Origin of the sequence: Brevibacillus sp. BC25, assembly GCF_000282075.1 — a bacterium.
In the GTDB taxonomy this organism is placed as follows: Bacteria; Bacillota; Bacilli; order Brevibacillales; family Brevibacillaceae; genus Brevibacillus.
In genome coordinates, this window is sequence record NZ_AKIX01000039.1 from 160304 (window position 1) to 185955 (window position 25652).

Genomic DNA, 25652 nt, shown 5'->3' on the forward strand with positions numbered 1-25652 from the left:
TTGTATTTTTCTGTCAATAAACGAACTGCTCCCATCGTATGACAGCAGCAGTTCATCATTTTGCATTTTTTTGCAAACAAACAAGTGGTTAGAGTGTGAAACGGTTGATCATTTGCTGTAATTCTTTTGCCATCTGGTTTAGCTGCTCTGCGGATGTAGAGAGCTGATTCATCGAGATGCGCTGCTCTTCCGTTGAAGCAGCCACACTCGATGCACTTGCGGCAGATTCCTTTGCAATCGAGGACAACTGCAAAATGGATGCCGTCACCTGTTCCGTTGCCGCTGACATTTGCTCTGCAACGGAGGAGATCTCCTGAATCTGATCTGATACATCCTGGGTAGAATCCATGATCCGGCGGAATGCTTCCCCTGTCTCATGGGCAATCTGGATTCCAGTTTCGACCTCGCGGGTTCCCTCATCCATGGCTTGTACCGCTGAAGTCGTTTCCCTTTGGATTTCGGTAATCAGGTTGGCAATTTGGTTGGCCGAGTAGTTGGACTGCTCTGCCAGCTTTCGCACTTCATCCGCTACCACAGCGAAGCCTCTTCCCTGTTCACCTGCACGCGCAGCTTCAATCGCCGCATTGAGTGCCAACAGGTTCGTCTGGGATGCGATGCTTGCGATTACTTCCACGATCTGTGAGATTTCTGCTGAGCGGCTATCCAGCGAACGAACGACATCGGCCGAATGGCTTACGGATCGGTTGATCGAATCCATCTGTCCTGACACCTTTTCTACGGATTGGTTGCCCGCCACCGCTTCGTTTGCCATATGTTTCGATGATTCTGCCATCGTGGAGGAGGCTTCGGCAATCCGCTGAATACCGATCGCCATTTCTTCCATGGCACGCGCACTTTCTTCAGCACTATGCTGTTGATTCTCTGTCCCTGTTGCTACCTCTTGGAACGACGAGGCCACCTGACCAAAGGCAAGTCGTGCTTCATGAGCCTTCGTTGCGGAGGTTTCCGAGACTGTTCCTACTTGACCGGTATAGCCGCTAATATTTTTCATCATTCCGTGCAGATCTTCAATAAATGCATTTACTGCTGTCGCTACGTCGCCAATCTCATCCTTGCGCCGGATTGGGATCGTCTGGGTTAAATCCTTTTTTTCCACCAAGTTGACGATGCCTGCTTTCAGTTGCAACAGTGGACGTGCTACCTGTCGATTGACGAACCAATACAAGATCACGAGGAAAATACTGATGGAGACACCAAAAATAATCAGGCTGATGTAAAAGTATTGGGTAATCGGTCCGTTAATCTCTGCTGCGGGCATGACAGTAGCTAACGTCATGCCTGTTTCCCCGATCGGAGCGAAGGTGACGTATTGATTTTGTCCATCTATGGTTGCTTGCGTCATACCCGTTGCGGTTGCTTCTGTTATTTGATTGGCAATGTCCCGCAATCCCGTTTCAGACTCGTCCGTAATTTTCACCTGCAAGTTCTTTTGTGCATCGCGATGGGAAACGTAAATACCCGACTTGGAAACGATAAAACCATAACCTGTTTCGCCAACCTTCAGATTTTCGATGCTTTTGTTAAGCTCCGTAAGCCCGATATCCAATGTCGTCGTACCACTGATCTTTCCTCCCACTTTAATGGGCGCAATTGCTGTAACCATAGGAACTTTGGAAATCGGGTCGGCATACGGCTCAGTCCACACATATGGTTTGTCAACCATCCCCGCCTTGTACCAATCCTGTGCGAGATAATCATAGCTGCCATCGCTGTAAGCCGGATCGAGCTCTACTTTGTCATTATTGCGGATAGCGTATCTGCCGTATAGCTTTTGCGAGCTGTCGAAGTTGTATGGCTCCATCCAAAATCCACCGCCCACAATCAAAGGCTCAGACGCTACGACATCGACTAGCGTCCCTTCGATATGCTTGATTGTTTCCTTGGAGCCATGAGAGACAGAATAAGTGAGTGTTTCCGAGAGCTTGCCTGTCTTGTCCAGCATACCATTCAGATAAGCCGCCTCTTTGGCTACCTGCATTTGTAGCTTTGCTTCTACTTCATTCGAGATAATTTGCTCAAACTGGAGAAAACCAAACACTAGCTGAAGAATAAAAATACCGATGGTGATGGCAGCCAAAATGGTTACCAGCACATTTTTTATGCTCCTCATGCAAAAGCCTCCAATCACACAAATTTTTAAAAATGGAACTTCATTTCACGACGACATTTGGTAATCTACCCCATTATTACCATATGTAAACTTTTTCTTTACAAACTTTTAAAAATATCAGAACATAACGATAATAAATCCGCATAACAAAAAGGCGTCTGCCATCCGAAAAGCTCGTGGATAGTAGACACCGCACTCTAGAAATTCGTATCGATTACGAAACAGGTGGTTGCTTATTCGTTCGAGGTTCTTTCATTCCACCAAGACGCTGCAACTGGCGAATCATAAGGAACGAGAACCCTGCGAAACAAACGATCGTCAACGTAATTTTGCTATATTGATAAACTCCCGCAACCATTATTTCCAGTTGATCGGAGAACCAATAGCCTGCCACAAAGTAATGCAAGGTCCAAACGATACTGCTCGGTAAAAAGAATAGGAGGAACTGCCGAAATGGCATTCGGCTGACACCGGCGAGGATAGGCACGATATGACGAATAATCGGAAGAAAGATACCAAAAACAAGCAGCCAGCCCATTGAACCACGCAATGCCGACAGTAAATCAGCACGCAAGCCCAGCTTCCGGGTCATCCAGCCAAATGCCTTCGCTCCCAGTAAGTACCCCGCGCAAGAAACGATGAAAAAAACGGGGTATATGACGGCAAATGCTGTAAAAAAGTCCGCTCCTGTATTGGCAATCTGCGCCCCTACAGTCATGACTGTAATCTCATCAGGAATGAATTTTCCCAGCATGCCTGTAACCATCTCCCAGAATAGCTCGTAATACCCTGTAAACTCCACCTGTGCCGCCTCCTTTCTCTCTGCACTCTATCCTAACGGGTAAACCTTTCAAAAGAAGACAGAAATCCTTAAGAAAAGGATAAGTATTTCTGAAGAATTTCTTACAAAATAGAATTCGAGATTCCCAAACAAAAAAAACGTGTTCACCAACTACCGCATACACACGGCTTGGCAAACACGTTCTTACTCTCTATTCTCTTCCGTCGGCCTTACGCTTGCTGCGCAATGCTGACATGGCTTCAATGAACTCTTCCTTGTCAATGACATTCAGCTCATATAGCTCCCGAATTTCATCTTCTATCAACAGCAAATCTCCTTCAGGATCACCTGTATAAATAAATAATCCGAAACGGTGCAGAAACGCCTTCAAATCGAATTCATTCGGGTTTATTTTCAATGAGCTCCCTCCAGATCGATTTCCATCCTTGCGAGGACGGCATCGTAATCAAACTCGACAGCAAAGCCGGTAATGACGATGATCTTCGCGTGTGGATACGCTTCTTGCCACGTCTCCTCCTCTTCTGGTTTCAATCCGACGATATACAAAGGGTCCGCGGACAGCTGTGGGTGTTCTTGACACAAGCGTAAAAACGCCTTGCATCTCTCCTGTTCGACAGCCGCATTCAGAACGAGGACAGCTCGCCCTACTTCTCCGGACTCTCTTTGTTTAGCCAGCAACTCAAACGTTTTGACCGAAGGCACAATGGCATTGATTTCAGGAAAACGATCGAGCACTTCATCTAGCCAATCATCTTCATGCCAGGCCAGGTAGTAAAGCATCGCAGTAGACATGTAACAAACACCTCATGGATATATACTTGACAATATAGGTAGCCATTCTTATTTCTTTTCTATTATAGCACGTCTTGCCATAACTGCCCACGTTGCTGGCTTGACTTCGTCTTTTCCTTCACGTAAGGTGGAAAAAGCAAACAATCCGCTTAAATAGATTTTTGTGCGAAAAGAGGTAGACGTAGTGAATAAGAAGCACCTTGCCCTCTTGTTCTTTATTGCTTTTTTCATCATGCTCGGTTTTGGCATCATTATCCCCATTCTTCCCTTTTTCGCGGAAAAATTGGGTGCGACTTCGTTTCAAATCGGCGTGCTTTTTGCCAGCTACAATATTATGCAGTTGGTGTTTGCACCGATTTGGGGAGCACTTTCAGACAGAGTCGGGCGAAAGCCACTCATATCATTCGGGCTGTTCGGCTTTTCCATCACCTTTATCCTGTTTGGACTAGCTGACAGTTATACAGAAATGCTCCTGTATCGCATTTTGGGTGGAATCGTCTCGGCTGCCGCATTACCAACCGTAACCGCTATGGTGGCGGATCTCTTCCCTTCAGAAGAACGGGCAAAAGGGATGGGGGTCATTGGCGCCGGGATTGGACTTAGCTTTGTCTTCGGTCCGGTAATTGGTGGACTGCTCAGTGAATTCGGCTTTGCCGTTCCCTTCTACGCTTCGGGTATCGTGGCGTTGCTTACGTTTTTCCTGATCCTGTTTGCCTTGCCAGAGAGCTTGCCGAAAGAAAAACGGGCGAATCTGCAAAAAGAACAGCGGCAAAATCCGCTTGTCTCTTTGTTCGGTTCCATGTCCTTGCTGTACGGTATTTTGTTCACCGTCTCCTTTGCTTTTTCCGGACTAGAAACGACTTTTGCCCTGTACATAAGTGATTTGTACGGTTTCACCTCCAAAGACCTCGGCTACATGTTTCTCGTCATGGGCTTGATCGCTGCCGCAGTACAAGGCGGGCTTATCGGAAGAATGGTCAAACAGCTAGGGGAAGCAAGTGTCCTAGTCATTGGGATGATTCTTTACGGCATTGGCTTTTTTGCCATTCCACTGTCGGGTAACTTTTGGGTGCTGGCGCTGATCCTCTCGTTATTCGGAGCAGGACAAGGAATGATCAGAGCGACAGCTACAGCAATGATTACCCAACGGACGACGCAAGGCCAAGGCGTGACGAGTGGGGCAATCAGCTCGATGGACAGCCTTGGACGCATCTTAGGTCCATTAGCTGGTGGAGCGGTTTACCAAGTCTCCCACAGCGGTCCGTTCTTCCTCGGCGGGGTCTTGATGGTATTGCTCCTCCTTTGGTTCGTCAGCAGCCATCGTCGCTTGCCAGAACCAAGCACACAAGTGCAATCGTAAGCGATACAAAAGGAAGCACCGCCAGCATTCAACACTTTGCTGGCGGTGCTATTTTTATTGCAACCTACTGTTCCTGTAACTCCATCCAAGACGAAAAAGTTACCTCTATCTCCTGCTGCACCTGATCAATCGCTTGTTGCCAAGCCACTAACTGCTCGTAATCTGCGCCTTCGCTCTGGAGCAAGGACGTCAGTTCACCTTTTCTTCCTTCTAATGATGCTATTTTTTGTTCAAGCTCTGCCAGCTTATATGGATTCGGACGTTTGGCTGTCGCATTCGTCACGGCCGTCTCTTGAACTTGCTTGATGACTGGCTGCTTTCGCTCTATTTCCTCCGGCTTACTGGCATGAGCAGCGATCCTCTGTTTTTGTTTTTCCCTTGCTTCCTCATAGGAACCCACATCGTGAACCAACCGCTTATTTTCCACCCAAAACACACCATCTACCATCTTTTGCAGGAAATAGCGATCATGAGAGATGATAAACAACGACCCGCGAAAATCGGCCAACGCTTCCTCCAATGTTTCTCGCGCTTCGATATCCAGATGGTTGGTCGGTTCGTCCAGAATGAGCAGGTTGATTTCCTGATGCATCATTTGCGCCAATCGCAGTCGCATTCGCTCTCCACCGCTCAACTGCCCGATCCGCTTGAAAACTTGTTCGCCGTAAAACATAAACCGTGCCAGCAAATGTCGTGCTTCCGGCTCCGTCACTCTGGCTACTTCACGGAAAACGTCAATCAGCCGCTGGTTTTGATCCCCTTCCAAAGCTTGCTGTGACAAGTAGCCTACCTTAACGCTGCTGCCTATTTTGAGCGTACCTTCGTCTGGCTCAACCTCTCCCAGCAGCATGCGAATCAGCGTAGATTTACCGCAGCCATTTGGTCCAAGCAGCGCTTTTCTCTCACCAAAGCGCAATAAAAAACTAGCGTCCACAAACAACTGTTTTCCGCCAAATGTTTTCTGTACCCCCGTCGCTTTCAGCACATCCTGCCCGCTTCGGTCCGTTTTCATAAACTGCAAGCCCATGCGATCCGCTTCCATTTTCGGTCGCTCGATACGCTCAATCCTCGCCAGCGCTTTTTCCATGCTTTTTGCCCTACGGTGAAAAGCCTCGTTCGGCGGATTGGAGCGATTGCCCCACTCCTTGAGCCGTTTGATCGTCTCTTTCATTTTCTTAATCTGCTTCTGCTGCTCCTGATAAGCGGCAAACTGGCGCAGCAAGCGTTCTTCACGCTCCGTAGCGAACGCACTGTAATTGCCGATATAGAATTCGGCTTCTCCTCCGTCCACATGATAGACAGACGTGACGACCGCATCCAAAAAATAACGGTCATGGGAGATGATCAGGATCGTGCCCTGATAATTTTTTAAAAACTCCTCTAGCCACTCCATCGACTCCACATCCAAATGGTTGGTCGGCTCATCCAGGAGTAGAACATCGCTTTGTTGGCAGAGTAGCTTTGCAAGACCAGCCTTCGTCTTTTCCCCACCGCTGAGTTGGGCAAAAGGTGTTGCTAACAGTTCTGAATTAACTCCCAAGCCCTGTGTCACCTGGGTCATTTTCGTCTCCCACTGATAGCCATCCAGTTGTTCAAATTCATCTTGCAGCTTTTGATAGCGCAGCATGAGGCGGTTTAGCTCTTGTTCATTTTCGTAAAGCAATCCCATCTGTTGCTCGAGCTCGCGCATCTGCTCCTGCAGCTTGATAACATCTGCAAAAGCGCTGGCTACAACATCCGCCCCCGTCCACTCAGCCGGATACTTCGGTGTTTGCGGCAGGTACGCCCATATCGTTCCTTTTGCCCGAAAAAGCTCACCAGAATCGGGGCCTTCGATACCAGCCAGCAGCTTGAACAATGTAGTTTTACCTGCTCCATTCGGTCCGACGATCCCGACGCGTTCTCCTACTTTGATTTCCAATGTGATATCTTGTAAAACCGGATCTGCTCCGTACGATTTCTGCAATTGCTGTGTCGCGACAATAATCATGATTATTTCCTCCTTGAAAAGTTGGTAACGGTTCAAAATAATGGACTTCCTGGTGGCCCCGGCACAATTTTTGAGACCACACCGTACATGCGAGTGGACGCAAAAAAGCCGCAGGCCATTACCTGCGGCATCGTGAAAGGGACCGACCTTACGTCAGTTACCCATTATAGTCAAGAACAAACCGCCCCTGATCGATGCATGGTACGCCTATGGAAACTCCGTTCAGTTGTATGCGCAAAAAAGGACAGACTGGTCCCGTTGAATGCAAAATCATGCGTCATACTGGAAGTTTCTACCACAAACCATGCTTGCAGAGTTCCGAACACGTACACACACCTCCGTTTCTCAAGGGATAGGAAATCACAACCATATCTTACATCAGGAGTCACACAAAAACAAGAGGGCCTGCTACGTGCTCCTCACTAGCAGGCCCTGTGCGTTTTTTACCCGATTTTCTTATCGACTTCCGTTGCCCTCTGTGGCAAACAGCGGCTTCTTCGTCTCTGCATCCAGAAAGACAATCGTCGTGTAAGGTGGCAGCTTCACTTTTGCCGCCAAATACGGATAGGAAATCACTTGCGGGTACATTCTACCCGGATCAGGCAGCGTTTGTTTGACATATACAAAAAGCTGCTCCCAGCTCTGCTCGACTTTTGTTACTTGCAGTCCGTAGCCAGGATTCGGTGAGGACCCACGTGCGATGACATAAAGGTCTCCCTGCTTGTGAATGCCTTGCTGTTCTTTTACCGAGTCAATAAACGTGCGTTCCTGTTCTGTCAGTTTATCGGTATCGACAAGCGTAAAGGCACTCTCTTCTCCAGCCATCACAATTTCCACCGCCTTTTTCTCGGCATTCCACGTGATTTGATGTCCGGCCTGCTCTGCCATCCATCTCAACGGCAAATACACTTGCTTGTCACGCACGATTGCGCCCTGTCCATCTAGCAGCCACTTGCCATTCAACGCTACTTTTCCTGTAACGAGTTGGAACGTCAGTGTCCCTTTTGCCAGCTTCATTTCTCCATTCGTTGCATCTTGTTTCCAAGTGCCTTCTAAAATCCGGCTCGCATCCTCGGCAGATACATAGGTGCGCTGCTGGACGAGAATCGGTGCTTTTGCCAAGGAAGATTGCTCTCCGTTTACCAGTATCGCATTTGTCGTTGTTTGTGGTGTGCTAGACACTGCCGCCTGCACAGGATAAGCCGCCAACACTTGCAGTGTCAGGGCAACAGCCAAAATCGATTTGCCTTTCATTGTTGTTCCTCCATCCCTAATCATCATTTTCGTCATTCTTTACTTGTTAGACATAGGTTACCTCTGATTCGTTTCACTATGACTGAGATTGGCGAGAGATTAGTGCAAAAGCCAATTTCCCATGACCAGAACAACGGGGATCGACAAGAGCGCCAACAAGGTGGAACAAACCGTCGTCATGGCACCCATCTCCTCATCCGCCGCATAGCGCCCGAACAAAATCGAGGCCAATGTCAGAGTAGGCATTGCTACTTGTACAAGGGAAACGCTGACGATATCGCTGTCGATTGAAAAAACGGACAAAAGAAACGCCGTCATCAGCGGAAAAACAACTAATTTAAATGCGAGTGGCATACTCAAAAGCTTCAATGATACTTGCGGTTTGTTGCGCAAAAACATAGGCAAGAGCATACCAATGTACATCATGGCTAACGGAGAGGCGAGCTTGGACAGCGTTCCAAACAGCTGCTTCACAGGCTCAGGCGGCACAAATCCGATGATGGCAGAACCAAGTCCAAATACGATCGCAACCATCGGAATGTTGATGAGTGTCTTGAGCCCTTTTAAGGAGAAGCTTCCTTTTTCCTGGAGCATCATTACACCCACTGTCCATAGCACGACATCCACACCTGCGTCGAAAATAGCCGCCAAGAGCGCCCCTTTTGGCCCAAACAATGCTGCACAAAGCGGTAAACCAATGAAGCCTGTATTCCCCAAGCCGGACAAGAGCGCAATCTCACGGCGTTTTTTCACCGGGAGCGGAAGTGCACGCGCACCTAACCAGCCGATAAAAATGCCCAAGCAGTTTAGGATAATCGAAATGAAGAATATTGCAAAAATTTGGTATAAAATTTGTTGATCAATGGTTGTCTGAAAGATCCCGTCTAAAATAATGCACGGCATGGCTACATTTACAATAATCGTGATGACGAGTTGGCGAGAGTCCGCAGTCAAGGGTTGCCGGTAGCCGATTAAGCTACCGATCCCAATGATGACGGCCATGATGAGGATGGACTGCTGCAACGTTTGTAGTTCCATGCTGCCCTCCTGCCTACATTTCTACCGGAAGCCATTCGAGTTCGGTTGGCTCCCCTTTTTCACATGTTCTTAGCAAATCCCCGCACAAAGGAACAACCCGCTCAAGCGGAACACACCAGGAAAGGGGAAAGGCAACTTCACTACCCTCGATGACGAGCGTGGACATCACTGCCGATTGTTTGTCTGCCGCAAGGACAAAGTGCTGCTCAACCGGCTCGTGTTCTTTCCATTGTACCAATACTTTGCCGTTGTTCCCGCCTGCTACGACCAAATCCACATGGTCTCCATACGCTGCGTGAACCAACGTCCGCGTTACTCCATCCAATTGAGCGATTTCCTTCAGCACTTCATGCCAAGCTACATGCTTTTGCTCCATTCCACTTCCATCTGTATACATACGCCAGTCGTTTAACATGTTGATTGACTCCTTTTGTCGGTGTGCTCTCCTATGAAGAACAAGCACGTAATTGCTTGTAGGCCTTTCAATTCGTACTAATTGTACGCTTCTTGACGAGGAACCTCAACCACTACTTCTGCGCCAAGTTTTCGTCTCATGCACATAGCCACCGTATGAATGGAGAATCTTAAAAGGGATAAAAAGTGTAAACGTTCTGTAGTGGTGTCGAGGAAACAGGAGAAAACGCTCAGCTTCTTGTCCCACCCGCTGTGGGATTGACTGCCCGCCTCCATGCAAAAAACGAAACCGCGTCCAAAGTAGTCGTTTCAGGATGTAATTCAGAGGTGGACGCTTAAAGGCGTGTTTCGCTTTTTGCATTCCGTCTCGGTCGGTGTACCAAAGATCTTCGCTGTTTTCTCCTGTTTCCTCTACGAGCTTTCCGTGTTTAAACATGCTTTTAGAGATTTAAAAGAATGGAAGAAATGTCATCAGTTACGACAGAGAAGAATATTTCCAGACGTAGCGACTTGTGGAGTCCTACCGAGCGGAGAAGGGATTCGCGGGCAAAAGAAACGCAACGTGCTCGCGCTACGAAGCGGCTACCACTTTTGCGTTTCCCCGCGAATCCCTTTGGAGCGGACAGTCCCAGCCCTCAGCAGGACGGAGCCTGGAGCCTAGACTGGAAATATTCTTCTCCCCACTACAGCCATAAGCACGTGATGAGTCAGCCTGCAAACATCTACAGGCTGACTTTTTATAGTTGACTCTTAGTTAGCCCCAGCTGTTACAGCTTTGGCCTGATGATCACGCACCGCCTGATTGCTCGCTGCCATAAACGCCTGCGCGACCGCCATCAGTACATCTCGATGCTCGGCAACTCCTTTAAAATGACTTCCGTTGGCGCTGACCGTCACGATCGCTTCGCCTGTCGCATGCTCTCCCGACGACAATGAATACAGCTCCATGTCCGTAAACTCCACGTTGAACGACAGTGCCTGCTTGATGCCTGCCACCAATGCCTCAACAGGTCCTTCTCCGGTGCCAGAGTATGCTTGTTCTTCTCCTGTCACATTATTCGTAATCGTGCAGGAAGCCATACGATGTCCGGATGTGCCGGTGAGCACTTGCGCATTGACCAATGTAAATGGCTCCAGTACCGCGTTCACGGTTTGTCCTACCAGCTCAAGCAACTGATGATCCTGGACAACTTTTTGCTTGTCAGCCAGTTCTTTAAATTGGACGTACAGTGTTTCCATCTGCTCATCGGTCAGCTGTATCCCGAATTCGTTTACGCGGTGCTTGATGGCATGGCGCCCGGAGTGCTTTCCGAGAATGATCATGTTGCGAGGCACACCCAAGCTCTCCGGATCCATGATTTCGTAGGTGCTGCGCTCTTTTAGGAGACCGTCCTGATGAATTCCCGCTTCGTGCTGAAAGGCATTGCGACCCACAATTGGTTTGTTGAAAGCAATCGGGAAGCTCATGGCACGGCTCACCTTTTGTGAAGTGGTGTAAATGTGCTCTGGTCTGATTCCAGTCTCGGCATCCAATGCTTCTTTACGCGTCTCAATTGCCATCACCAGCTCTTCCAAGGAGCAGTTCCCTGCTCGCTCACCTACCCCATTGACCGTTACTTCGACTTGGGTGACCCCCGCACGAATCGCAGCCAAACTGTTTGCAACCGCGAGTCCCAGGTCATTGTGGCAGTGTGCACTGAACTCTACCTTGTCGCTGCCACGAACGTTTTTCATGACACGAGTGAACATGGCCCCGTATTCTTCTGGAAGTGCGTACCCTACTGTATCAGGGATGTTGATAATAGTTGCCCCTTCTTCAATTGCCGCTTCGATCATCTCAAACAAAAACTCATCGCCTGTACGAGTCGCATCCATCGGAGAAAATTCGATCCGGTCTACAAACTGTTTGCCGTACGCAATCATTTCACGGGCAATCTTAATCACTTGCTCTCTCGACTTGCGGAGTTGGAAGTCCAGATGAATGCTTGAGGACGACAGGAACATGTGTAGTCTGCGACGCTCTGCCGCTTGTGTAGCCCGAACGGCAGCATCGATGTCCTCTTTCACTGCACGAGCAAAGCCACAGATCTCCACGCCGTGCACCTCTTGTGAAATACGTTGCACCGCCATGAAGTCACCGGGGCTGGAGATTGGGAAACCTGGTTCAATGACATCCACGCCGAGGTCTGCCAAATGCTTCGCTATCACGATTTTTTGCTCAGGCGAAAGAGACGCTCCTGGCGCTTGCTCTCCGTCACGCAGTGTCGTATCAAAAATATGGATTCGTTTTGTCATGGGTAATGCCTCCTCAATTTTTGGTCGTTTTTTTCCGTAATAAAAAAAGCCCGCCGTCTCCATATACAAGAGACGACAGGCTTTTGGCTGCCGCGGTACCACTCTCGTTGATCCCCTCTTTTTACAAAAGAGAATCCACCTCGCTGTCCCGATGACGTGGGACGATCCGTCAAGGTCTACTGTATGTTTTCAACCTTGCCGCTCCCGGGTGAGATTCGAGCATTTCCTGACTGCGTCGCACCTACCCGCAGCTCTCTGGACAAGAAATTCGCTTTACTAGCTCCCGTTCTTCGCGTTTGCTCTATGTCGTTGTGAAAATCAAAAAGGCCTGCCGTCTCTATCGAAGAGACGACAGACCTTGTCTATCGCGGTACCACTCTCGTTGACCCCAGCTACTCGCCAGAAGTCCACCTCATGTACTGATCCTAGTCGATCAGCACAACCCGATCACGGAGGTTAACCGTCAGAACTTACTGCTCGATGCAGCGCTACATCTTGTTCAGTCCTGCCGCTCCCGGGCGAGCTTCACTGGCTTCTCTGACTGCGTTGCACCATCCCCGCAGCTCTCTAAACAGATCAGTCCACTTACTGTTCCCGTTCTTCGCGTTATTGTTATTATTGTTTGAAATTTTATTCGGTTTATATCTGATTGTCAATGGAGGCTATCAATAAAAATAATTTTAATAGCTCAATTAATTGAACCCTCTCACTGAGCTGCGGCCGAACTGTCTGTAATAAAGGCAGGCGAGACCCAGTATCACGAGCACTAAAGCGGAGTAAATATTGCTATAGACGGACGCTCCTGGATAGCTATTGAGCAGATTCCAGCTCACAGCAGCTCCTCCATCAATCGTTTTGCCGTACAAGGTAGCTGCAAGTGCACCTGCAATAAAGTTCAGCATGGCCATCAGTCCCATACCGACGCCGATCTGTTCCTTTGGTAGTGACTGCGAGATTGCGTTTGACATCGAAATCATCATAAACGATAGTCCGACATTGCCAAAAATCAGAAAAACGGCAATGAGGAACGGGGATACTCCCGCAAAGGAAGAGAAGAGGACAAAGCTGCTCAAAAGTAGCGCAGACGCTGTGTAAAATAAATACGAATTCCCTTTCTTATCTGCAAGAATCCCGGCCTTTTTCCCCAAAAACGCGGTCACAATTGCTCCCGGTACCATGACAAAGCCAATGAGCCCCGGTGCCAGATGATTCACATTTGCCAACAACTGTGGACTAAGGAAAGCGAACGAATAGCCACTCCCTATCATCAAAAAGGCAATGACCAGCCCGAGCGAATAGCGTTTGCTCCGGAATAAGCCAGGGCGAACAAAAGGTTCTGCGGTCGTCCGAATTCTTACCCAAAATAGAAGGAATGAGAGGATGTACCCCAGTGCGAGCAACAAGCTCTGATTCGTAATAGACAGCAGAAGCAACGCAATCGTTATGGCGAGAAGCCCACCACCGATCCAGTCCATTTTCACAGCTTCCCGCTCCTCCTCCTCCAAATACTTACGGAAAAAAGGCACGGCAAAAAGCGTGAACAACGGCATGCAGAACAGCCATCTCCAATCGAGCAGACTGACCAGCAAAGAGGAAAGAACGGGACCTAATGCGCTACCGATTGCCATCCCGGTCATTGAGATCCCTAGAGCTCGCCCCCTACTCTCTGCTGGAAAATAACGCACCGGAATAATGGAAGACGTCGCTGGAACAACTGCCGCTCCTGCTGCTTGCACAATTCTCCCAAAAAGCACCATGCCATAATTATGGGCGAAAAAACCGATAACGGAGCCGATGGCAAATAGAATCAGTCCGAATGTAAGCAAATGTTTGAGCTTGTAGGAATCGGCTAGCTTTCCGTACATCACGGTTCCAACCGCATAGATTAACAAAAAGGCAGACGTCACCCAGCTTACTTGGCTAAAAGATAAATGAAATTCTGCCCTGATTTGCGGTAACACGATATTGAACATCGTAGCACTCATCACCGTAATCATGAGAGTAAACACGAGTACGCGAAGAACTTTTTCAGCAGATTGTTGTTGTGGTTCGGTTTGCATATTGGAAAGACACCTCTCGTTATCACCGATTTCTTCCCGGGAAGGTGATTGTTGGCCTTGCTAGATGTAGTTTATAATGATTTTAAAATAAACGAAAATATATCTTTTGACATGTAGTTGATATACCTGAGTATATGGAGTTGAATCGAATGGAATTGTTGCAATTGCACTATTTCCGAACAGTGGCCAAGTGGCAGCATATGACGAAAGCCGCCCAAGAGTTGCGGATTGCTCAACCTGCTCTCAGCAAAACCATTGCTCGGTTGGAAGAGGATGTCGGGGTTCCGTTATTTGACCGCGAGCGAGGACGTATTCGGCTGAATACATTTGGGAAGGCGTATTTGGAGCGGGTAGATAAAGCACTGAACTTGTTGGAGGAAGGGCAAAAAGTCGTATCGGATATGGCCGGAATGGAGCATGGTCGTATTCATCTGGCAACGTCGACCTTGGATCTGTTATCAGAACCGTTGGGCAAGTTTCTCGCCCTCCATCCTGAAGTACACTTCCAGATCACGCAAGCCAGCATCGAAGAAATGGCAACCCTCTTGGAGTCAGGCGAAGTGGATGTTTGCTTCACCCATTTACCGATCAGGGTGCCGGATATTTTGACTACGCCTGTATTGAAAGAAGATATTCATGTAGCTGTCCCCCGCACACATCACTTAGCTAAGAAAACCAGTATTCGACTAAGCGAGCTGGCTGAAGAGTCCTTTATCGGATACAGGGAGGACTTTCCCATCCAAATGCTGTACGATCAGTTCTTTCAAAAAGCAGGGATTACCCCCAAATTCGCTTGTCGGGTAGATGATCCCGGCTCTATCCAAAAGCTGGTCCGCGCAGGTCTTGGCATCGCCCTCTATGGCTGTATCAGTCGAGACGAAGACCCTCACCTTGTCATGCTTCCGATCGAACACCCGATCTGCCAGCGACATTTTCAAATGATTCGGCACGAAAAAAGATATCTCTCCCTGGCAGCACGCAAGTTCTGTGATTTTATCGTCCAATATTTTGCTGAGTCTCTTAAAAAATAAGCCCTTTCCAACAGAAAAAAGCCTGGCATCATTCGCCAGGCTCTTCCCCTACTCTTGTTTTCTTTTTTTCATACGTAAAATAATGCCGTCAATGAGCAGTCCAATCCCCGCTCCGTAAAAAGGGGCCGCAAACCGAGTTCCTTCGGCAAGCGGCAGGTCTTTCAGATACACGATAAACACGCCGAGAATAAAACCGATCATCGTGTAGCGCAGCCGGGTCGCCCCCATCAAACGACACTCCCTTTCACGCTACTTCCCGAATTTATTTGGCATTTTCATGTTTTTCATCGTACGGCTCATCTGTTTGAGCTGCTTTTGGTTAAGATTCATCCCCATCGAACGGGCCATGGCTTGAAGCTGCTTGTCGTCCATTTGCATGTTGGACATTTGTTTTTTCAAGAAATAAGTCCCTCCATAAAATCCACCAGCGAGACCGATTAACAATGTAACAATTGGAATTACCCAGTTGTACCAAGCCATCAATACATTACCATCCTCTATACGTAATTATGAACTCTTTTATTGTACCATAGTTGGGCTATCTTCTGTAAATTGTGATTAGAAAACTTGGAAAATGAGAACACTGCCCTCAACAATATCTTTGTTTCAAGCATATTCTAATAGCAAGAGGTGAAACAACTATGGCTCCAATTGTGATTCTGGACGCTGGACACGGTGGCAGCGATCCAGGTGGAGGAAACAACACGCAATTTACCGAGAAAGATATGAATTTGCAAATATCGCTCTACCAATATAATCGCTTTTTGGCTCTAAATATTCCTGTCGCTATCACACGGACAACCGATGTGACTCTGACAAGTGAGGCTCGGACTGCTCTGGTTCGAAACAGCGGTGCTCGCTACTGTATAGCGAACCACATCAACTCAGGTGGCGGCCGAGGCTCCGAGGTCATTTACTCCATTTACGGCACCCCAACCTTTCCCCAATTGATCCAGGATGCCCTGGCAGCGGAAGGGATGCCGAATCGACGCATTTTTACGCGGACACTGCCTGATAATCCGCGGCTCGATTACTACTTCATGCACCGGGAGACTGGCAGCGTGGAGACGGTAATCGTCGAGTATGGCTTTGCCGACAATACTTTGGACGCAAATAAACTGCAACAGGATTGGCGAGATCTCGCGGAAGGGGTAGTCCGGGCATTTTGCACGTACGCTAAACTTCCCTACCAGCCCCCTACGACTCCTACTTCTACTCCAAAACCTACTACAGCACCGACCCTTGCTCCCACCACTTCTCCTGGAAACGGAGAAGGAAATGTGCCTAACTGGAAGCAGGAAGCCGTCAACTGGCTGTATGATCAAGGCTTATTAACCGACGAACAATGGCGTCAGCAGCCTGACCAACCTCTGCCGCTCTGGGCACAGGCTGTCATCCTGAAGCGTTTATTCGAAAAGCTCAAAACGTAACATAACGTCTCCGTTTAATCGTCTGCCTTAAAACGGGTCAGCGGCGTATCCGTTAAGCCCGAATAGTTTCTTTTTGCTGGCACACTCACTAATTCGTCCTCTGGGTAGCGGTAGGCGGTTAGCATTCCGCCGAACACACAACCTTGGTCGATGTTGATGGTGCCATTTTTTCGTTTTGGTTCTGGATGCGGATCATGTCCCCATACGATTATGGGCGAAGTCACTTTTCGTTCTTTTGCCCATTCTCTACGGATCGGGCGCCCATCCGGTCCCGTCCCTGCCACATCACCATATCGGCAAAACGTGTAGACCGCAGGCGAATCCATTCCTATATAATCATCGCGAATCCCCGCATGAACGGCGACCGCTACTGTTTTTTCATTCTGTTTGATGATCATGTGCGAAGGAGAAGAAAATAGCAATCTGCGACTCTGCTCTCGCAGCAAGGAGGCCTTCTTCGGTCCGTATTCTTGCTGATACAGCCGAACCTCCTCTTCTACCTTTTCATCTCCGTGTGCCAATGTCACTGGTCTGCCATCCAACCAACGTGCTACTTTCCACCCGTGGTTACTATCCACCATCTCAGCCAGGCCTGCCGTGACATGATGGTGAAAAAATTGCAGCATTTTGATTGAGTAAGGTCCACGACTCGTGATATCACCGAGGGAAAGGAGCTTTCGGCCGTGGGGATGGCGATATGTACCGTCTCGGGTTTGTTCATATCCCAAGCGTTTGAGCAATTCTATAAATTCGTCGTAACAGCCGTGAACATCGCCGACGATATCCACACCATTGTCAGCCGAAAGCACCTTGGAGCGCGTTTGAGGTTTGTGCCTCATAGCGCGTCCCTCCTTTCCGTTATCTCTCATTCGTTACTTACTATCTTTACCACATCTGCGAAAAAAACTCACGGGTTGTGTACAAGAAAACTGTTTAACAAGTAAACGCGCGAAAGAGCCCCTGTTTACCGAGGAGCTTTTTGGCGCGTTTACCTATCCATGATGCTATGTGATTAGCCTAAGCTATGCGTATGCACGTAAATGGCCGCTTGCGTGCGATCCTCCACGTTCAGCTTGGCAAGAATGTTGCTCACATGAGTCTTGACCGTTTTGATCCCGATAATCAGCTCATCTGCAATCTCCTGGTTGGACTTGCCCTGACCGATCAGCTTCAAAACCTCCAACTCGCGCGGCGTCAGTTGCTCATGGGGATGGGACTCTTGGCCGTGACGGAAACGGGCCATGATTTTTCCTGCTACCCTCGATTCCAAAACTGGCTCACCCGCCGCAGCAGAGCGGATTGCCTTTGCAATCTCAGCTGCACGCGAAGTCTTCAGCAAATAGCTGAATGCCCCCGCTTCAATGACCGGATATACCTTTTCGTCATCAATAAAGCTGGTCAAGACAATAACCTTACTGGATGGACAGCTTTCACGAATACGCCGAGTCGCTTCCACACCACCGATGCCTTCCATGACCAAATCCATCAGAACGACATCTGGGCGCAGCTCTTGCGTCATCCGCACCCCTTCTTCTCCACTGCCTGCCTCTGCTACGACTTCAATATCGTCCTCCGTAGACAAATAAGCAGCCAGACCCATCCGAACCATTTCGTGATCATCTACCAGTAGTACCCGAATCACCGAGCCTTCACCCTTCCCGTTCCGTCTGTGACATTAGAGGAATACGCACCTCAATTTGCGTCCCCTTCCCAATTGCCGAGTAAATCTCCATGGAGCCTCCGACCTCTGCTACGCGCTCTTGCATGCTGCGCAAACCGTAGGACGTCATTTTCTCCCCATCCGGATCAAAACCAACACCGTCATCCGTTACTCGCAGGCGAACCTGCTCTTGCAGTGTAAACAGCTTTACTGTAATCTGGGTAGCTCTGGCATGCCGTAATGTATTGGACAAGGACTCCTGCAAAATGCGGAACAAATGATCCTCAATTCCACTCGGCAAGCCTTCGACGTCTTCAATCTCCCAAGTCAGCTGTATAGTATTTTTACGCGTCAGCTCATCTAAAAGTTCCAGAATGGCTTCCTTCAATGACTTGTTTTGTAACGTAGCCGGACGAAGATGCAAGAGTAATGCTCTCATCTCCGCTTGTGCAGCTGCTGCCATCTCTTCGACCAATTCAATCTGTTGTGCTGCACGTTGTGGATTTTTTTCTACTAGCCGCTTCATCGCCGCAGTCGTCATGGCGATGGCGAACAGCTGCTGGCTGACTGCATCATGCAGTTCTCTCGCCAATCTCTGTCGCTCCTCTGTTACCGCTGCATGCTTCAATTGTTCTGCGAGAGCCGCATTGTGGTTCGACAGCCGCTGCAAAGATGCCACTTGCTCTTCCCATTGTGAAGCCAAACGATTGATCTGCCATCCTAATTCGCCGACTTCATCGACGCCCAATTCGGGAACACGATACGACAGCATTCCGCGCCCAAGCTTCATGGCAGCTTCCCACAGTACACTAAGTCTCTTTTTCAACAAATTGCCAATGATATAGGAAATGATCAATGCCACTAAGACACCTGCAGGCAAAGAGACAACAAAAGCAGCAAGCTGAATCAAGCCCTCTGGATCAGCAGGCAGATTGATGCCTATATATTCTTCAAGCCACCACACGAGGTTGCGGTCGCTAATCATTTCGTTGTACCACCGATGAATCCCAGGGTGATCTTTCCATAAAAAGTATAGCCAAAAGAAACAAATAAACGCGGCAGTAATTGCACTGACGGCCAGTAACATGCCATAGCGCACGTATTGCCACTGAATACTTGCCAATCGCTGTCGACGCATCCGCCAGTACCTCCTAGATGTACTTGACTTTTATATCGCCGACAAGCAGCGAGATATGCAAGTTTACTTTTTGCAATGCTTCATCGTACTGATCAGAACGAATCTTAACACTGCGATTGATACCTCCCTGACGGTGGCTTAGCACCTCCAGGTCACCAATACTCAACCCTGCCGTTACCGATACAGGAAGATCGACAGGCACATAAATCGTCACATCGCCTACCCAGCCCTCTACGACTAGAACTGCCTCATCTCGCATCAACACTGCCCGGGAAAGATCAATCACAACATCCCCGATTCCATGCCAGACATGCAAGTGATTGAGTTCAAAACGCCCCGAGGTCAGGTGATAATCTCCAATCAGAGAACTGCGGGAATCTTTTGGCAACGTGTCGTCAGGTGATGAAGACATTCCTTCGTGATGAGGAATTTTGCCACCAACTTGCTTCCATTTATTCCAGCTGTCTAACCAAGGACGTTCCTCTGTTGAAACCTTCATGTCACTCGGAACACTCGCATCACTTGTCATAATCGTCTCCGCAGCAGATGGGGTCCCTGTATCGCCCAAAGATTGATTCACACGGTGATCTCTTCTGCTGTTCTTGCCCCGAATCAATTGAAATCCGAAATAAATAAACACGATTGGCACTGCAATTTGGAACAAATCATCGATCCCGACACGAAACCACATATCCATCGCGATAATGGTCCCCAGGGAGAATAGAATCCCTCCGCCAATCCGATTTTTCTGCCCCCACAAACGAAGGCCGAAATAAATAAGAACCATCGGCCACAAATCAAAAAGACCGAACGAAATGATACCCAAACTGTCTAACAAAAGGCCGATTCCCGTAAAAATAATCAGGATACCAGCCAACATTTTGTGCAAACGGGACAGTTTCACAAAAGTCTCCTCTCTCACGCCCCATGCTGATCGTTTTCACTTTGACCATTACGACATGTATAGATGAATGCAGGCGGAATGTTCAACAGGGTAAAGTCGATCTTGACCCAGGAAAAACGATCCTGCAACTCAGCTTGGAGTTGTAGCGAATATTGGAATGTAATAAATAGGCCCCCTGGCTTCAGTACAGATTGAACTTCGTCCAGAATTGCTGCCCTCAGCTCTTGTGGAAAGTTGGCGAATGGCAGACCTGAGATAATGACATCTGCACCTGCAAGGTTCTGCTCCTCCAAGTAAGACCTAAGTTGAGTCGCTTCCTCCCTGATAGGAAGATCGGGAAAACGTGATTGAAGCATAGAGCGAAAATGGGAATCTCGTTCCACAAGCACATACTGTGTGCCGGGACGCAAGCGCTGATAGATCGTTTGGGTAAATGCCCCTGTACCAGGTCCCAGCTCCAGGATCACATCGGTTGAAGCCCAATCGACGCTTTTCAACATTTGCTCACATAAAAAACGAGAGCTGGGGATTATACTACCGACGCGTCCAGGCTCAGCGATAAACCGCCGCAAAAAGACCAAGAAGTCCTGCAAGAATCGTACCTCCTAGGGGAAAAGCAGCCTGATGTACACAGGCTGCCAAATTGACACAATCTATTCTACACCCAGTCCCCCAGTTCCTGTCGAATTAGGATTGTACTGGTTTTGCTACCGGTGTTTTTACTTCATTAATGGATGCTTTGATGCTGGCAAGTTCTGCATCGAGATCATCCTTTTCCAGTTCAGACAAAGCGTTCTCCCAAGCGCGGTCTGTTTGGCGCCATTGTCCACTCATTTGCGCTTCTGCTTCCATGCGCATGACTTTTTCTTCCATGCGGGCGAAGCCACGGCCTGCGGACGGATTACCGATACCGACAACTGCTTGATTGACTTGCTTTTGTGTACGAGCTACTTGTGCACGTGCCATCAGTGTGAACCTTTTCGCACGCATTTTATAGAACTCTTCCTTCAGCTCAGCCAGCTTCTCGCGCATTTGCGTGGCTGCCTCGGATGCTGATAGGTAGAGAGCTTCATATTCCGCTGCACGACCTTCGTACTGCTTCTTGTCAGCGAGTGCTCGACGAGCCAACTCGTCTTCTCCCTCAGTCAAAGCGAGCTTGACTTGACGATCGCGTTTTTCGATCAGAGCATTGGCTTCGTCCAATTGCTGGCGGAATTTCTTCTCCAGTGCAACCTGACGGGCAACTGCTACTTCAACTTGTCCGATTTCTACTTCCATATCACGCATATATTGATTCAGCATTACTACCGGATCTTCCATCGAATCCAATGCATCATTTACCGAAGCTACTGTCAGGTCACGCAAACGTTTAAAGATACTCATTATTTTTTCCTCCTCATCATATCACATCATATTGTTCATCCAAAAGACTCTTGCGACACAGTGTTATTGCGGTTACCAAAACGGTTATGGTCGTTTGGTTACGTTTCTCTCCCAAGCGTCTAGCGTATCTTCTTTTAATACTTTTTGGGCCCATTCACGCTCCCAAGCAGGTGGAGCTTGTTTAGGTTCTTGACTGGGACGCAGTAAGCGATATCCCAGATAAATCACCCCAATGGCCAGAAGTGCGTGAAATAGTAGGTCAAGCTTGCCAATCAACATCAGGAACCCGAATAGGAAGACTAGGATTCCCCAAAAGCGTGAACCGGTTTGTCCCATAATCTTTTTGGCACCGTATATCATGATCACACCGGGAATGATGAACCCGAGCAAGTCTCCGATATCGATACCCACCAGATCTAGAAGAACCAACCCACCGACTAGCAGCAGAACCAGCCCGAGTAGAACTTTGCCAGACCGTTCGCTCATTACTCGCTTACCTCCATTCGTTTTGCATGTGGTGCTTGTGGAACGTTATGCCCTTATTGTAGCCCTCGGTATAGGCTTCCCATAACGGGCGTGCGGTTGGTTTTTCCCTCCGTCCTTGGACGGAGACAATTTCCTGCCCTAATCGGACGAGCTGTCCCGCAAGGCAGAACAAGCGCGCGTCGAAAGGCGTCTTGCACTGTTGAACGAAAACGTTACAGCATTTGACGGTATTTTTGTGACGAATATGTGAACAATCGGATGAAAAAGAAGGAAAAGAAAGACTGACGTAGAATCTTCGTAAGAGTGCGTGTAAAAAAACATCGAAAAATAGCCGAATTCCGCTTGGCGGAAACGGGGGAACCACGTTTTTGGGGTGAATGGTTGCTACTCCTAGCAGCCTAGGGCGTCCTTTCGACCGAACCCTTCAGCTAACCTCGTAGGCTCACGAAGGGAGCAGTTTCTTTTGCGCAAGGTAGTTTTATCTTTATTTATGGCTGGAATGCTTGCTATGGGGGCAGGCGCTGCACATGCTGCTGAGGAGAATTCTCTCAATGAAGTAGTCAGCGACTTGTACGGTACCCCTTACAAATCTTCCGGCTCGTCCAAAAAGGGCTTTGACTGCTCCGGTTTCACGCGCTACGTATTTGATGCGTTAGGTGTAGACCTGCCTCACAATTCTGCTTCTCAGTACGAATTAGGTACAGAGGTAGCCAGAAAAGATTTGCAGCCAGGCGATCTCGTGTTCTTCAATACGAACGGTCGCAGCATTTCTCACGTGGGTATCTACATTGGAGACGGCACATTCGTGCACTCGGAATCTGGTCGTGGAGTCGTCAACACTAAGTTGAGCGATCCATACTACTGGAGCAAGCGTTATGTAGGCGCCAAGCGTCTCGGCGCTCCTGTTCTAGCGAAAGCAGAAACTCCGAAAAAGGAAAAAGCGGTGCAAGCTGCATCGTTGCCGGAAAAACCAGCTCAAAAATAGTCGTTCGGCAAAATAATAAAAGCCAGGGACACTACGTCTCTGGCTTTTTCTGACGAAACTTAGTACCTGGTCTAAAGAGGTACCCTCATATATTAGAACAACTTAATAACTTACGGGGTTTCTTCCCCTGATCAGGTCAAAGCATGTTATGATAGACAAGACCCATTCTTTGAATGGTATTCCTTATTAATAGAAGTAACTGGGGGTTTTCCGGTGAAAGATCACATTTTAATTGTCGATGACAATCTGGAGATTATTGAACTGCTAGAAGACATTTTGGAGAACGAGGGCTTCACCGTTTCCTCTGCAGAGAGTGGAGAAGATGCACTCTCCCTGCTCAGTCAAGGAGAGCGACCCAACCTGATCCTTTTGGATATTATGATGCCCAACATGAGTGGCTACGAGCTCTGTTCTCAAATTCGCCGTGAGTGGGATTTGCCTATACTGTTTCTCAGTGCAAAAGGAAAAGCGGTAGATAAGGTAGTCGGCTTCGAAATCGGCGCAGACGATTACATTACGAAGCCATTTGATACAGAAGAACTGCTCGCTCGCATTCGTGCCCACCTGCGTCGTTATGAGCGCATTCGCAAGCATACGGAGGAGCAGCCTGAGAAGGAAACAGCCTCTTCTCCGATTACGGTTTTGAAATTCAAGGACCTAGAAATTCATAAAGAAACGTATTCCGTTTATGTATGTAATCAAAAAATTGAGCTCTCTACCAAAGAATTTCAACTGCTCACATTCCTCGCAGAAAATGCGGGCATCGTCTTTACAAGAGAGCAAATCTATGACCGTGTCTGGGGATATGGTTATGGCTCGCTCAATACAGTGACCGTCCATATCAAAAACCTCCGTGAAAAGTTGGAAACAGAGCGTCAGTTCATTAAAACACAATGGGGGACAGGCTACGTATTCATCGGGGAGAAGCTTTAAATGAGCTTACGTAATAAAATTTTTCTCTCCTTCATTGCCTTGATCACACTCAACATCTTGTTGTTTAAATTTGTTTTTCAAGACATTATTGTCGCTCAACTCAAAAATGATCGGCATAATCAGTACCAGGCTGAGAAGGAAGCCGCAGAGAAGGTCATGCTCAATCAATTGCTTCTCGTCAGTAATTTCAAGGACCCAATCGAACGTTTGGAGCTTGAAAAGCAGTTGCCAGACGACGTGATGTACCGCATGCTCGTGAAGGATGCCAATGGAAACACCATCTACAGCAAAACATCACGCGCCTATAATTTGAAAATGCCTTCTCCCTCCTCATCAAACCGTGGCGATTCTGCCAAGCAAAATGACCTCAAAGTGGTAGCTGAGTACCATTTTCAGCAGGAGCCACCGCGTACAGGGGAGATCGTTGTTTATTTCTACACAGATGATTACGACATAATGGCTACGACAGGGGTTTCCATGATGCTTTGGTTTATTTACGGAAGCATTAGTCTGGTAGGATTGGTTCTACTCGCTTTGTTCGTTCGCTGGATACTACGGCCCGTGAACGAATTATCGCGCGTCACCCAAGAAATCCAGGAAGGGAAACGGTTAGTGACATTTACGTATCGATCGCATGACGAGTTTGGACAACTCTTTCGATATTTCGGGGATATGGTTGATGAGCTTCGCTTAGCGGAAGAAAGACAGGCTGAAATGATTGCTTCGATCGCCCACGACTTCCGCACACCACTCACCACGATCAAAGGGTATGCGTCATATATCGGCTCCGGTCGTGTGACGGATATGACCAAAATACAGAAACAGATGAGCAAAATCGAGCTAAAAACGACGGACTTGGAAAAGCTCCTGGATGAGTTGCAGGACTTCACCACCCAAAGCTCCGAAGTCCGACTCAACATTAACCGCATTCATGTCAAAGGCTTCTTGAGAGGAATTATTGAGGACTATTTGCCAAGAATCAAAGAAGCAGGCCTCACCTTTCAATGGAAGCTGCGTATCTCAAATGAACTGCACATCGAAGCGGATGAGACCAAGCTGCGACGTGTCATGGAAAACTTGTTGAACAACGCCATTCACTACAATAAACCGGATGGCTCCATTTACCTTACTTGTGATCAGCGAGAAGGACATGTCCTTTTTACTGTGATCGACAAAGGAGAAGGAATCGCCTCTGAAGACTTGCCGAAGATTTTCACCAAGTTTTATCGGGCGGAAAAATCACGAAATCGCAACAATGGTGGTACAGGCTTAGGCTTAACGATTTGCAAGAGCATCGTCCGGCTTCACGGCGGAGATCTGATGGTAAACAGTGAATTGGGAATGGGAAGCAGTTTCTCCTTCACCATCCCCTTCTTCCACGGGTAGCTTTCACAAGCTACCCTTACTTTATATAGATTTATTGCCAGTTAATTATTTCTTTATATTTTGCTAGTAAAATAATTTTTGTAAGCATGTTGCTTTCAGTGATAAATAACCCCCAGTTCGGTATCTGACACAATCGGCGAAACCGTAGTGATAAGATGCCTCTTTTTTTGCCCTCTATTT

General features: G+C 48.1%; 25 protein-coding genes, 1 riboswitch and 2 other annotated features. Of the genes, 6 read left to right on the forward strand and 19 right to left on the reverse strand.

The genetic code is table 11. From position 1 onward, the window contains the following. Positions 1 to 88 precede the first annotated feature (88 nt). From PMI05_RS11765 to PMI05_RS11780, 4 genes are all read right to left on the reverse strand, one after another. Complete coding sequence (locus PMI05_RS11765; protein ID WP_007721523.1) at positions 89 to 2131, reverse strand: methyl-accepting chemotaxis protein; 2043 nt, start codon at positions 2129 to 2131, stop codon at positions 89 to 91. Between the two features lie 214 nt (positions 2132 to 2345). Continuing rightward, positions 2346 to 2933: a DedA family protein gene (locus PMI05_RS11770; RefSeq protein WP_007721525.1), complete on the reverse strand. Its 588-nt coding sequence runs from the start codon at positions 2931 to 2933 to the stop codon at positions 2346 to 2348. A 190-nt stretch (positions 2934 to 3123) separates the two neighbouring features. Beyond that, positions 3124 to 3330 carry a YqgQ family protein gene (locus PMI05_RS11775; RefSeq protein ID WP_007721527.1) on the reverse strand — a complete coding sequence of 69 codons (207 nt, stop codon included), beginning with the start codon at positions 3328 to 3330 and terminating at the stop codon, positions 3124 to 3126. Beyond that, positions 3327 to 3725: a hypothetical protein gene (locus PMI05_RS11780; protein WP_007721529.1), complete on the reverse strand. Its 399-nt coding sequence runs from the start codon at positions 3723 to 3725 to the stop codon at positions 3327 to 3329. Before PMI05_RS11780 ends, PMI05_RS11775 begins: the two co-directional genes overlap by 4 nt. A 184-nt stretch (positions 3726 to 3909) precedes the next feature. Here PMI05_RS11780 and PMI05_RS11785 point away from each other — a divergent pair, with 184 nt between their 5' ends. Next, the gene (locus PMI05_RS11785) at positions 3910 to 5085 is read left to right on the forward strand and encodes a tetracycline resistance MFS efflux pump (protein WP_007721531.1); all 1176 of its coding nucleotides are present in this window, start codon (positions 3910 to 3912) and stop codon (positions 5083 to 5085) included. A 64-nt stretch (positions 5086 to 5149) separates the two neighbouring features. Here the strand turns inward: PMI05_RS11785 and abc-f are convergent, their stop codons facing one another. The 6 genes from abc-f to PMI05_RS11820 form a co-directional block, all read right to left on the reverse strand. Beyond that, positions 5150 to 7075 (reverse strand): ribosomal protection-like ABC-F family protein, encoded by a 1926-nt coding sequence (gene abc-f / locus PMI05_RS11790; RefSeq protein WP_007721533.1) that lies wholly within the window; start codon positions 7073 to 7075, stop codon positions 5150 to 5152. 456 nt (positions 7076 to 7531) lie between these two features. Beyond that, positions 7532 to 8329, reverse strand: coding sequence for a stalk domain-containing protein (locus PMI05_RS11795; protein WP_007721536.1), 798 nt, complete (start codon positions 8327 to 8329; stop codon positions 7532 to 7534). 99 nt (positions 8330 to 8428) lie between these two features. After that, a complete protein-coding gene (locus PMI05_RS11800; protein ID WP_007721538.1) occupies positions 8429 to 9367 on the reverse strand; it encodes an AEC family transporter in 939 nt (312 codons plus the stop codon). Positions 9368 to 9380: 13 nt separating this feature from the next. Next, a complete protein-coding gene (locus PMI05_RS11805; protein ID WP_007721540.1) occupies positions 9381 to 9782 on the reverse strand; it encodes a hypothetical protein in 402 nt (133 codons plus the stop codon). 749 nt (positions 9783 to 10531) lie between these two features. Then, positions 10532 to 12076, reverse strand: a complete 1545-nt coding sequence (locus PMI05_RS11815; protein WP_007721543.1) for a 2-isopropylmalate synthase — start codon at positions 12074 to 12076, stop codon at positions 10532 to 10534. Between the two features lie 65 nt (positions 12077 to 12141). Continuing rightward, positions 12142 to 12376, reverse strand: a binding site (T-box leader). 41 nt (positions 12377 to 12417) lie between these two features. After that, positions 12418 to 12687: a binding site (T-box leader), on the reverse strand. 81 nt (positions 12688 to 12768) lie between these two features. Continuing rightward, the gene (locus PMI05_RS11820) at positions 12769 to 14136 is read right to left on the reverse strand and encodes an MFS transporter (RefSeq protein WP_007721544.1); all 1368 of its coding nucleotides are present in this window, start codon (positions 14134 to 14136) and stop codon (positions 12769 to 12771) included. Positions 14137 to 14285: 149 nt separating this feature from the next. Here PMI05_RS11820 and PMI05_RS11825 point away from each other — a divergent pair, with 149 nt between their 5' ends. Continuing rightward, on the forward strand, positions 14286 to 15167 hold the full coding sequence (locus PMI05_RS11825; RefSeq protein ID WP_007721551.1) for a LysR family transcriptional regulator: 882 nt from the start codon (positions 14286 to 14288) through the stop codon (positions 15165 to 15167). Positions 15168 to 15215: 48 nt separating this feature from the next. Here the strand turns inward: PMI05_RS11825 and PMI05_RS11830 are convergent, their stop codons facing one another. Together PMI05_RS11830 and PMI05_RS11835 are read right to left on the reverse strand one after the other, a co-directional pair. Further along, positions 15216 to 15395: a hypothetical protein gene (locus PMI05_RS11830; RefSeq protein WP_007721553.1), complete on the reverse strand. Its 180-nt coding sequence runs from the start codon at positions 15393 to 15395 to the stop codon at positions 15216 to 15218. Between the two features lie 21 nt (positions 15396 to 15416). Continuing rightward, positions 15417 to 15647: a YneF family protein gene (locus PMI05_RS11835; RefSeq protein ID WP_007721554.1), complete on the reverse strand. Its 231-nt coding sequence runs from the start codon at positions 15645 to 15647 to the stop codon at positions 15417 to 15419. A gap of 161 nt (positions 15648 to 15808) precedes the next feature. On the opposite strand from PMI05_RS11835, the gene PMI05_RS11840 reads away from it, so the two are divergent. After that, on the forward strand, positions 15809 to 16597 hold the full coding sequence (locus PMI05_RS11840) for an N-acetylmuramoyl-L-alanine amidase (RefSeq protein WP_007721555.1): 789 nt from the start codon (positions 15809 to 15811) through the stop codon (positions 16595 to 16597). 14 nt (positions 16598 to 16611) lie between these two features. Here the strand turns inward: PMI05_RS11840 and PMI05_RS11845 are convergent, their stop codons facing one another. From PMI05_RS11845 to PMI05_RS11875, 7 genes are all read right to left on the reverse strand, one after another. Further along, a complete protein-coding gene (locus tag PMI05_RS11845) occupies positions 16612 to 17436 on the reverse strand; it encodes a metallophosphoesterase (protein ID WP_007721556.1) in 825 nt (274 codons plus the stop codon). 173 nt (positions 17437 to 17609) lie between these two features. Then, complete coding sequence (locus tag PMI05_RS11850) at positions 17610 to 18239, reverse strand: response regulator transcription factor (protein WP_007721557.1); 630 nt, start codon at positions 18237 to 18239, stop codon at positions 17610 to 17612. A gap of 7 nt (positions 18240 to 18246) precedes the next feature. After that, on the reverse strand, positions 18247 to 19395 hold the full coding sequence (locus PMI05_RS11855; protein WP_007721558.1) for a sensor histidine kinase: 1149 nt from the start codon (positions 19393 to 19395) through the stop codon (positions 18247 to 18249). 13 nt (positions 19396 to 19408) lie between these two features. Continuing rightward, entirely contained in the window at positions 19409 to 20299 is an 891-nt protein-coding gene (gene liaF, locus PMI05_RS11860; protein ID WP_007721559.1) for a cell wall-active antibiotics response protein LiaF, read from the reverse strand. Between the two features lie 14 nt (positions 20300 to 20313). Further along, the gene (locus PMI05_RS11865; RefSeq protein ID WP_007721560.1) at positions 20314 to 20892 is read right to left on the reverse strand and encodes a class I SAM-dependent methyltransferase; all 579 of its coding nucleotides are present in this window, start codon (positions 20890 to 20892) and stop codon (positions 20314 to 20316) included. A 94-nt stretch (positions 20893 to 20986) separates the two neighbouring features. Continuing rightward, a complete protein-coding gene (locus PMI05_RS11870) occupies positions 20987 to 21682 on the reverse strand; it encodes a PspA/IM30 family protein (protein ID WP_007721561.1) in 696 nt (231 codons plus the stop codon). An 84-nt stretch (positions 21683 to 21766) separates the two neighbouring features. Further along, positions 21767 to 22168, reverse strand: coding sequence for a hypothetical protein (locus tag PMI05_RS11875; protein ID WP_007721562.1), 402 nt, complete (start codon positions 22166 to 22168; stop codon positions 21767 to 21769). A 319-nt stretch (positions 22169 to 22487) separates the two neighbouring features. After that, a riboswitch (cyclic di-AMP (ydaO/yuaA leader) is annotated at positions 22488 to 22627 on the forward strand. A 4-nt stretch (positions 22628 to 22631) separates the two neighbouring features. On the opposite strand from PMI05_RS11875, the gene PMI05_RS11880 reads away from it, so the two are divergent. From PMI05_RS11880 to PMI05_RS11890, 3 genes are all read left to right on the forward strand, one after another. Continuing rightward, positions 22632 to 23153 carry a C40 family peptidase gene (locus PMI05_RS11880; RefSeq protein ID WP_007721563.1) on the forward strand — a complete coding sequence of 174 codons (522 nt, stop codon included), beginning with the start codon at positions 22632 to 22634 and terminating at the stop codon, positions 23151 to 23153. A 213-nt stretch (positions 23154 to 23366) separates the two neighbouring features. Then, complete coding sequence (locus tag PMI05_RS11885) at positions 23367 to 24086, forward strand: response regulator transcription factor (protein ID WP_007721564.1); 720 nt, start codon at positions 23367 to 23369, stop codon at positions 24084 to 24086. Then, positions 24087 to 25472 (forward strand): cell wall metabolism sensor histidine kinase WalK, encoded by a 1386-nt coding sequence (locus PMI05_RS11890; protein WP_007721565.1) that lies wholly within the window; start codon positions 24087 to 24089, stop codon positions 25470 to 25472. Positions 25473 to 25652: the final 180 nt, after the last annotated feature.

Coding starts and splice junctions, on each gene's coding strand:
- PMI05_RS11765 (WP_007721523.1), bottom strand. CDS start 2,131: ATGAGGAGCATAAAAAATGTGCTGGTAACCATTTTGGCTGCCATCACC.
- PMI05_RS11780 (WP_007721529.1), bottom strand. CDS start 3,725: ATGTCTACTGCGATGCTTTACTACCTGGCCTGGCATGAAGATGATTGG.
- abc-f (WP_007721533.1), bottom strand. CDS start 7,075: ATGATTATTGTCGCGACACAGCAATTGCAGAAATCGTACGGAGCAGAT.
- PMI05_RS11795 (WP_007721536.1), bottom strand. CDS start 8,329: ATGAAAGGCAAATCGATTTTGGCTGTTGCCCTGACACTGCAAGTGTTG.
- PMI05_RS11800 (WP_007721538.1), bottom strand. CDS start 9,367: ATGGAACTACAAACGTTGCAGCAGTCCATCCTCATCATGGCCGTCATC.
- PMI05_RS11805 (WP_007721540.1), bottom strand. CDS start 9,782: ATGTTAAACGACTGGCGTATGTATACAGATGGAAGTGGAATGGAGCAA.
- PMI05_RS11815 (WP_007721543.1), bottom strand. CDS start 12,076: ATGACAAAACGAATCCATATTTTTGATACGACACTGCGTGACGGAGAG.
- PMI05_RS11820 (WP_007721544.1), bottom strand. CDS start 14,136: ATGCAAACCGAACCACAACAACAATCTGCTGAAAAAGTTCTTCGCGTA.
- PMI05_RS11825 (WP_007721551.1), top strand. CDS start 14,286: ATGGAATTGTTGCAATTGCACTATTTCCGAACAGTGGCCAAGTGGCAG.
- PMI05_RS11830 (WP_007721553.1), bottom strand. CDS start 15,395: ATGGGGGCGACCCGGCTGCGCTACACGATGATCGGTTTTATTCTCGGC.
- PMI05_RS11835 (WP_007721554.1), bottom strand. CDS start 15,647: ATGGCTTGGTACAACTGGGTAATTCCAATTGTTACATTGTTAATCGGT.
- PMI05_RS11840 (WP_007721555.1), top strand. CDS start 15,809: ATGGCTCCAATTGTGATTCTGGACGCTGGACACGGTGGCAGCGATCCA.
- PMI05_RS11845 (WP_007721556.1), bottom strand. CDS start 17,436: ATGAGGCACAAACCTCAAACGCGCTCCAAGGTGCTTTCGGCTGACAAT.
- PMI05_RS11855 (WP_007721558.1), bottom strand. CDS start 19,395: ATGCGTCGACAGCGATTGGCAAGTATTCAGTGGCAATACGTGCGCTAT.
- PMI05_RS11870 (WP_007721561.1), bottom strand. CDS start 21,682: ATGAGTATCTTTAAACGTTTGCGTGACCTGACAGTAGCTTCGGTAAAT.
- PMI05_RS11875 (WP_007721562.1), bottom strand. CDS start 22,168: ATGAGCGAACGGTCTGGCAAAGTTCTACTCGGGCTGGTTCTGCTGCTA.
- PMI05_RS11890 (WP_007721565.1), top strand. CDS start 24,087: ATGAGCTTACGTAATAAAATTTTTCTCTCCTTCATTGCCTTGATCACA.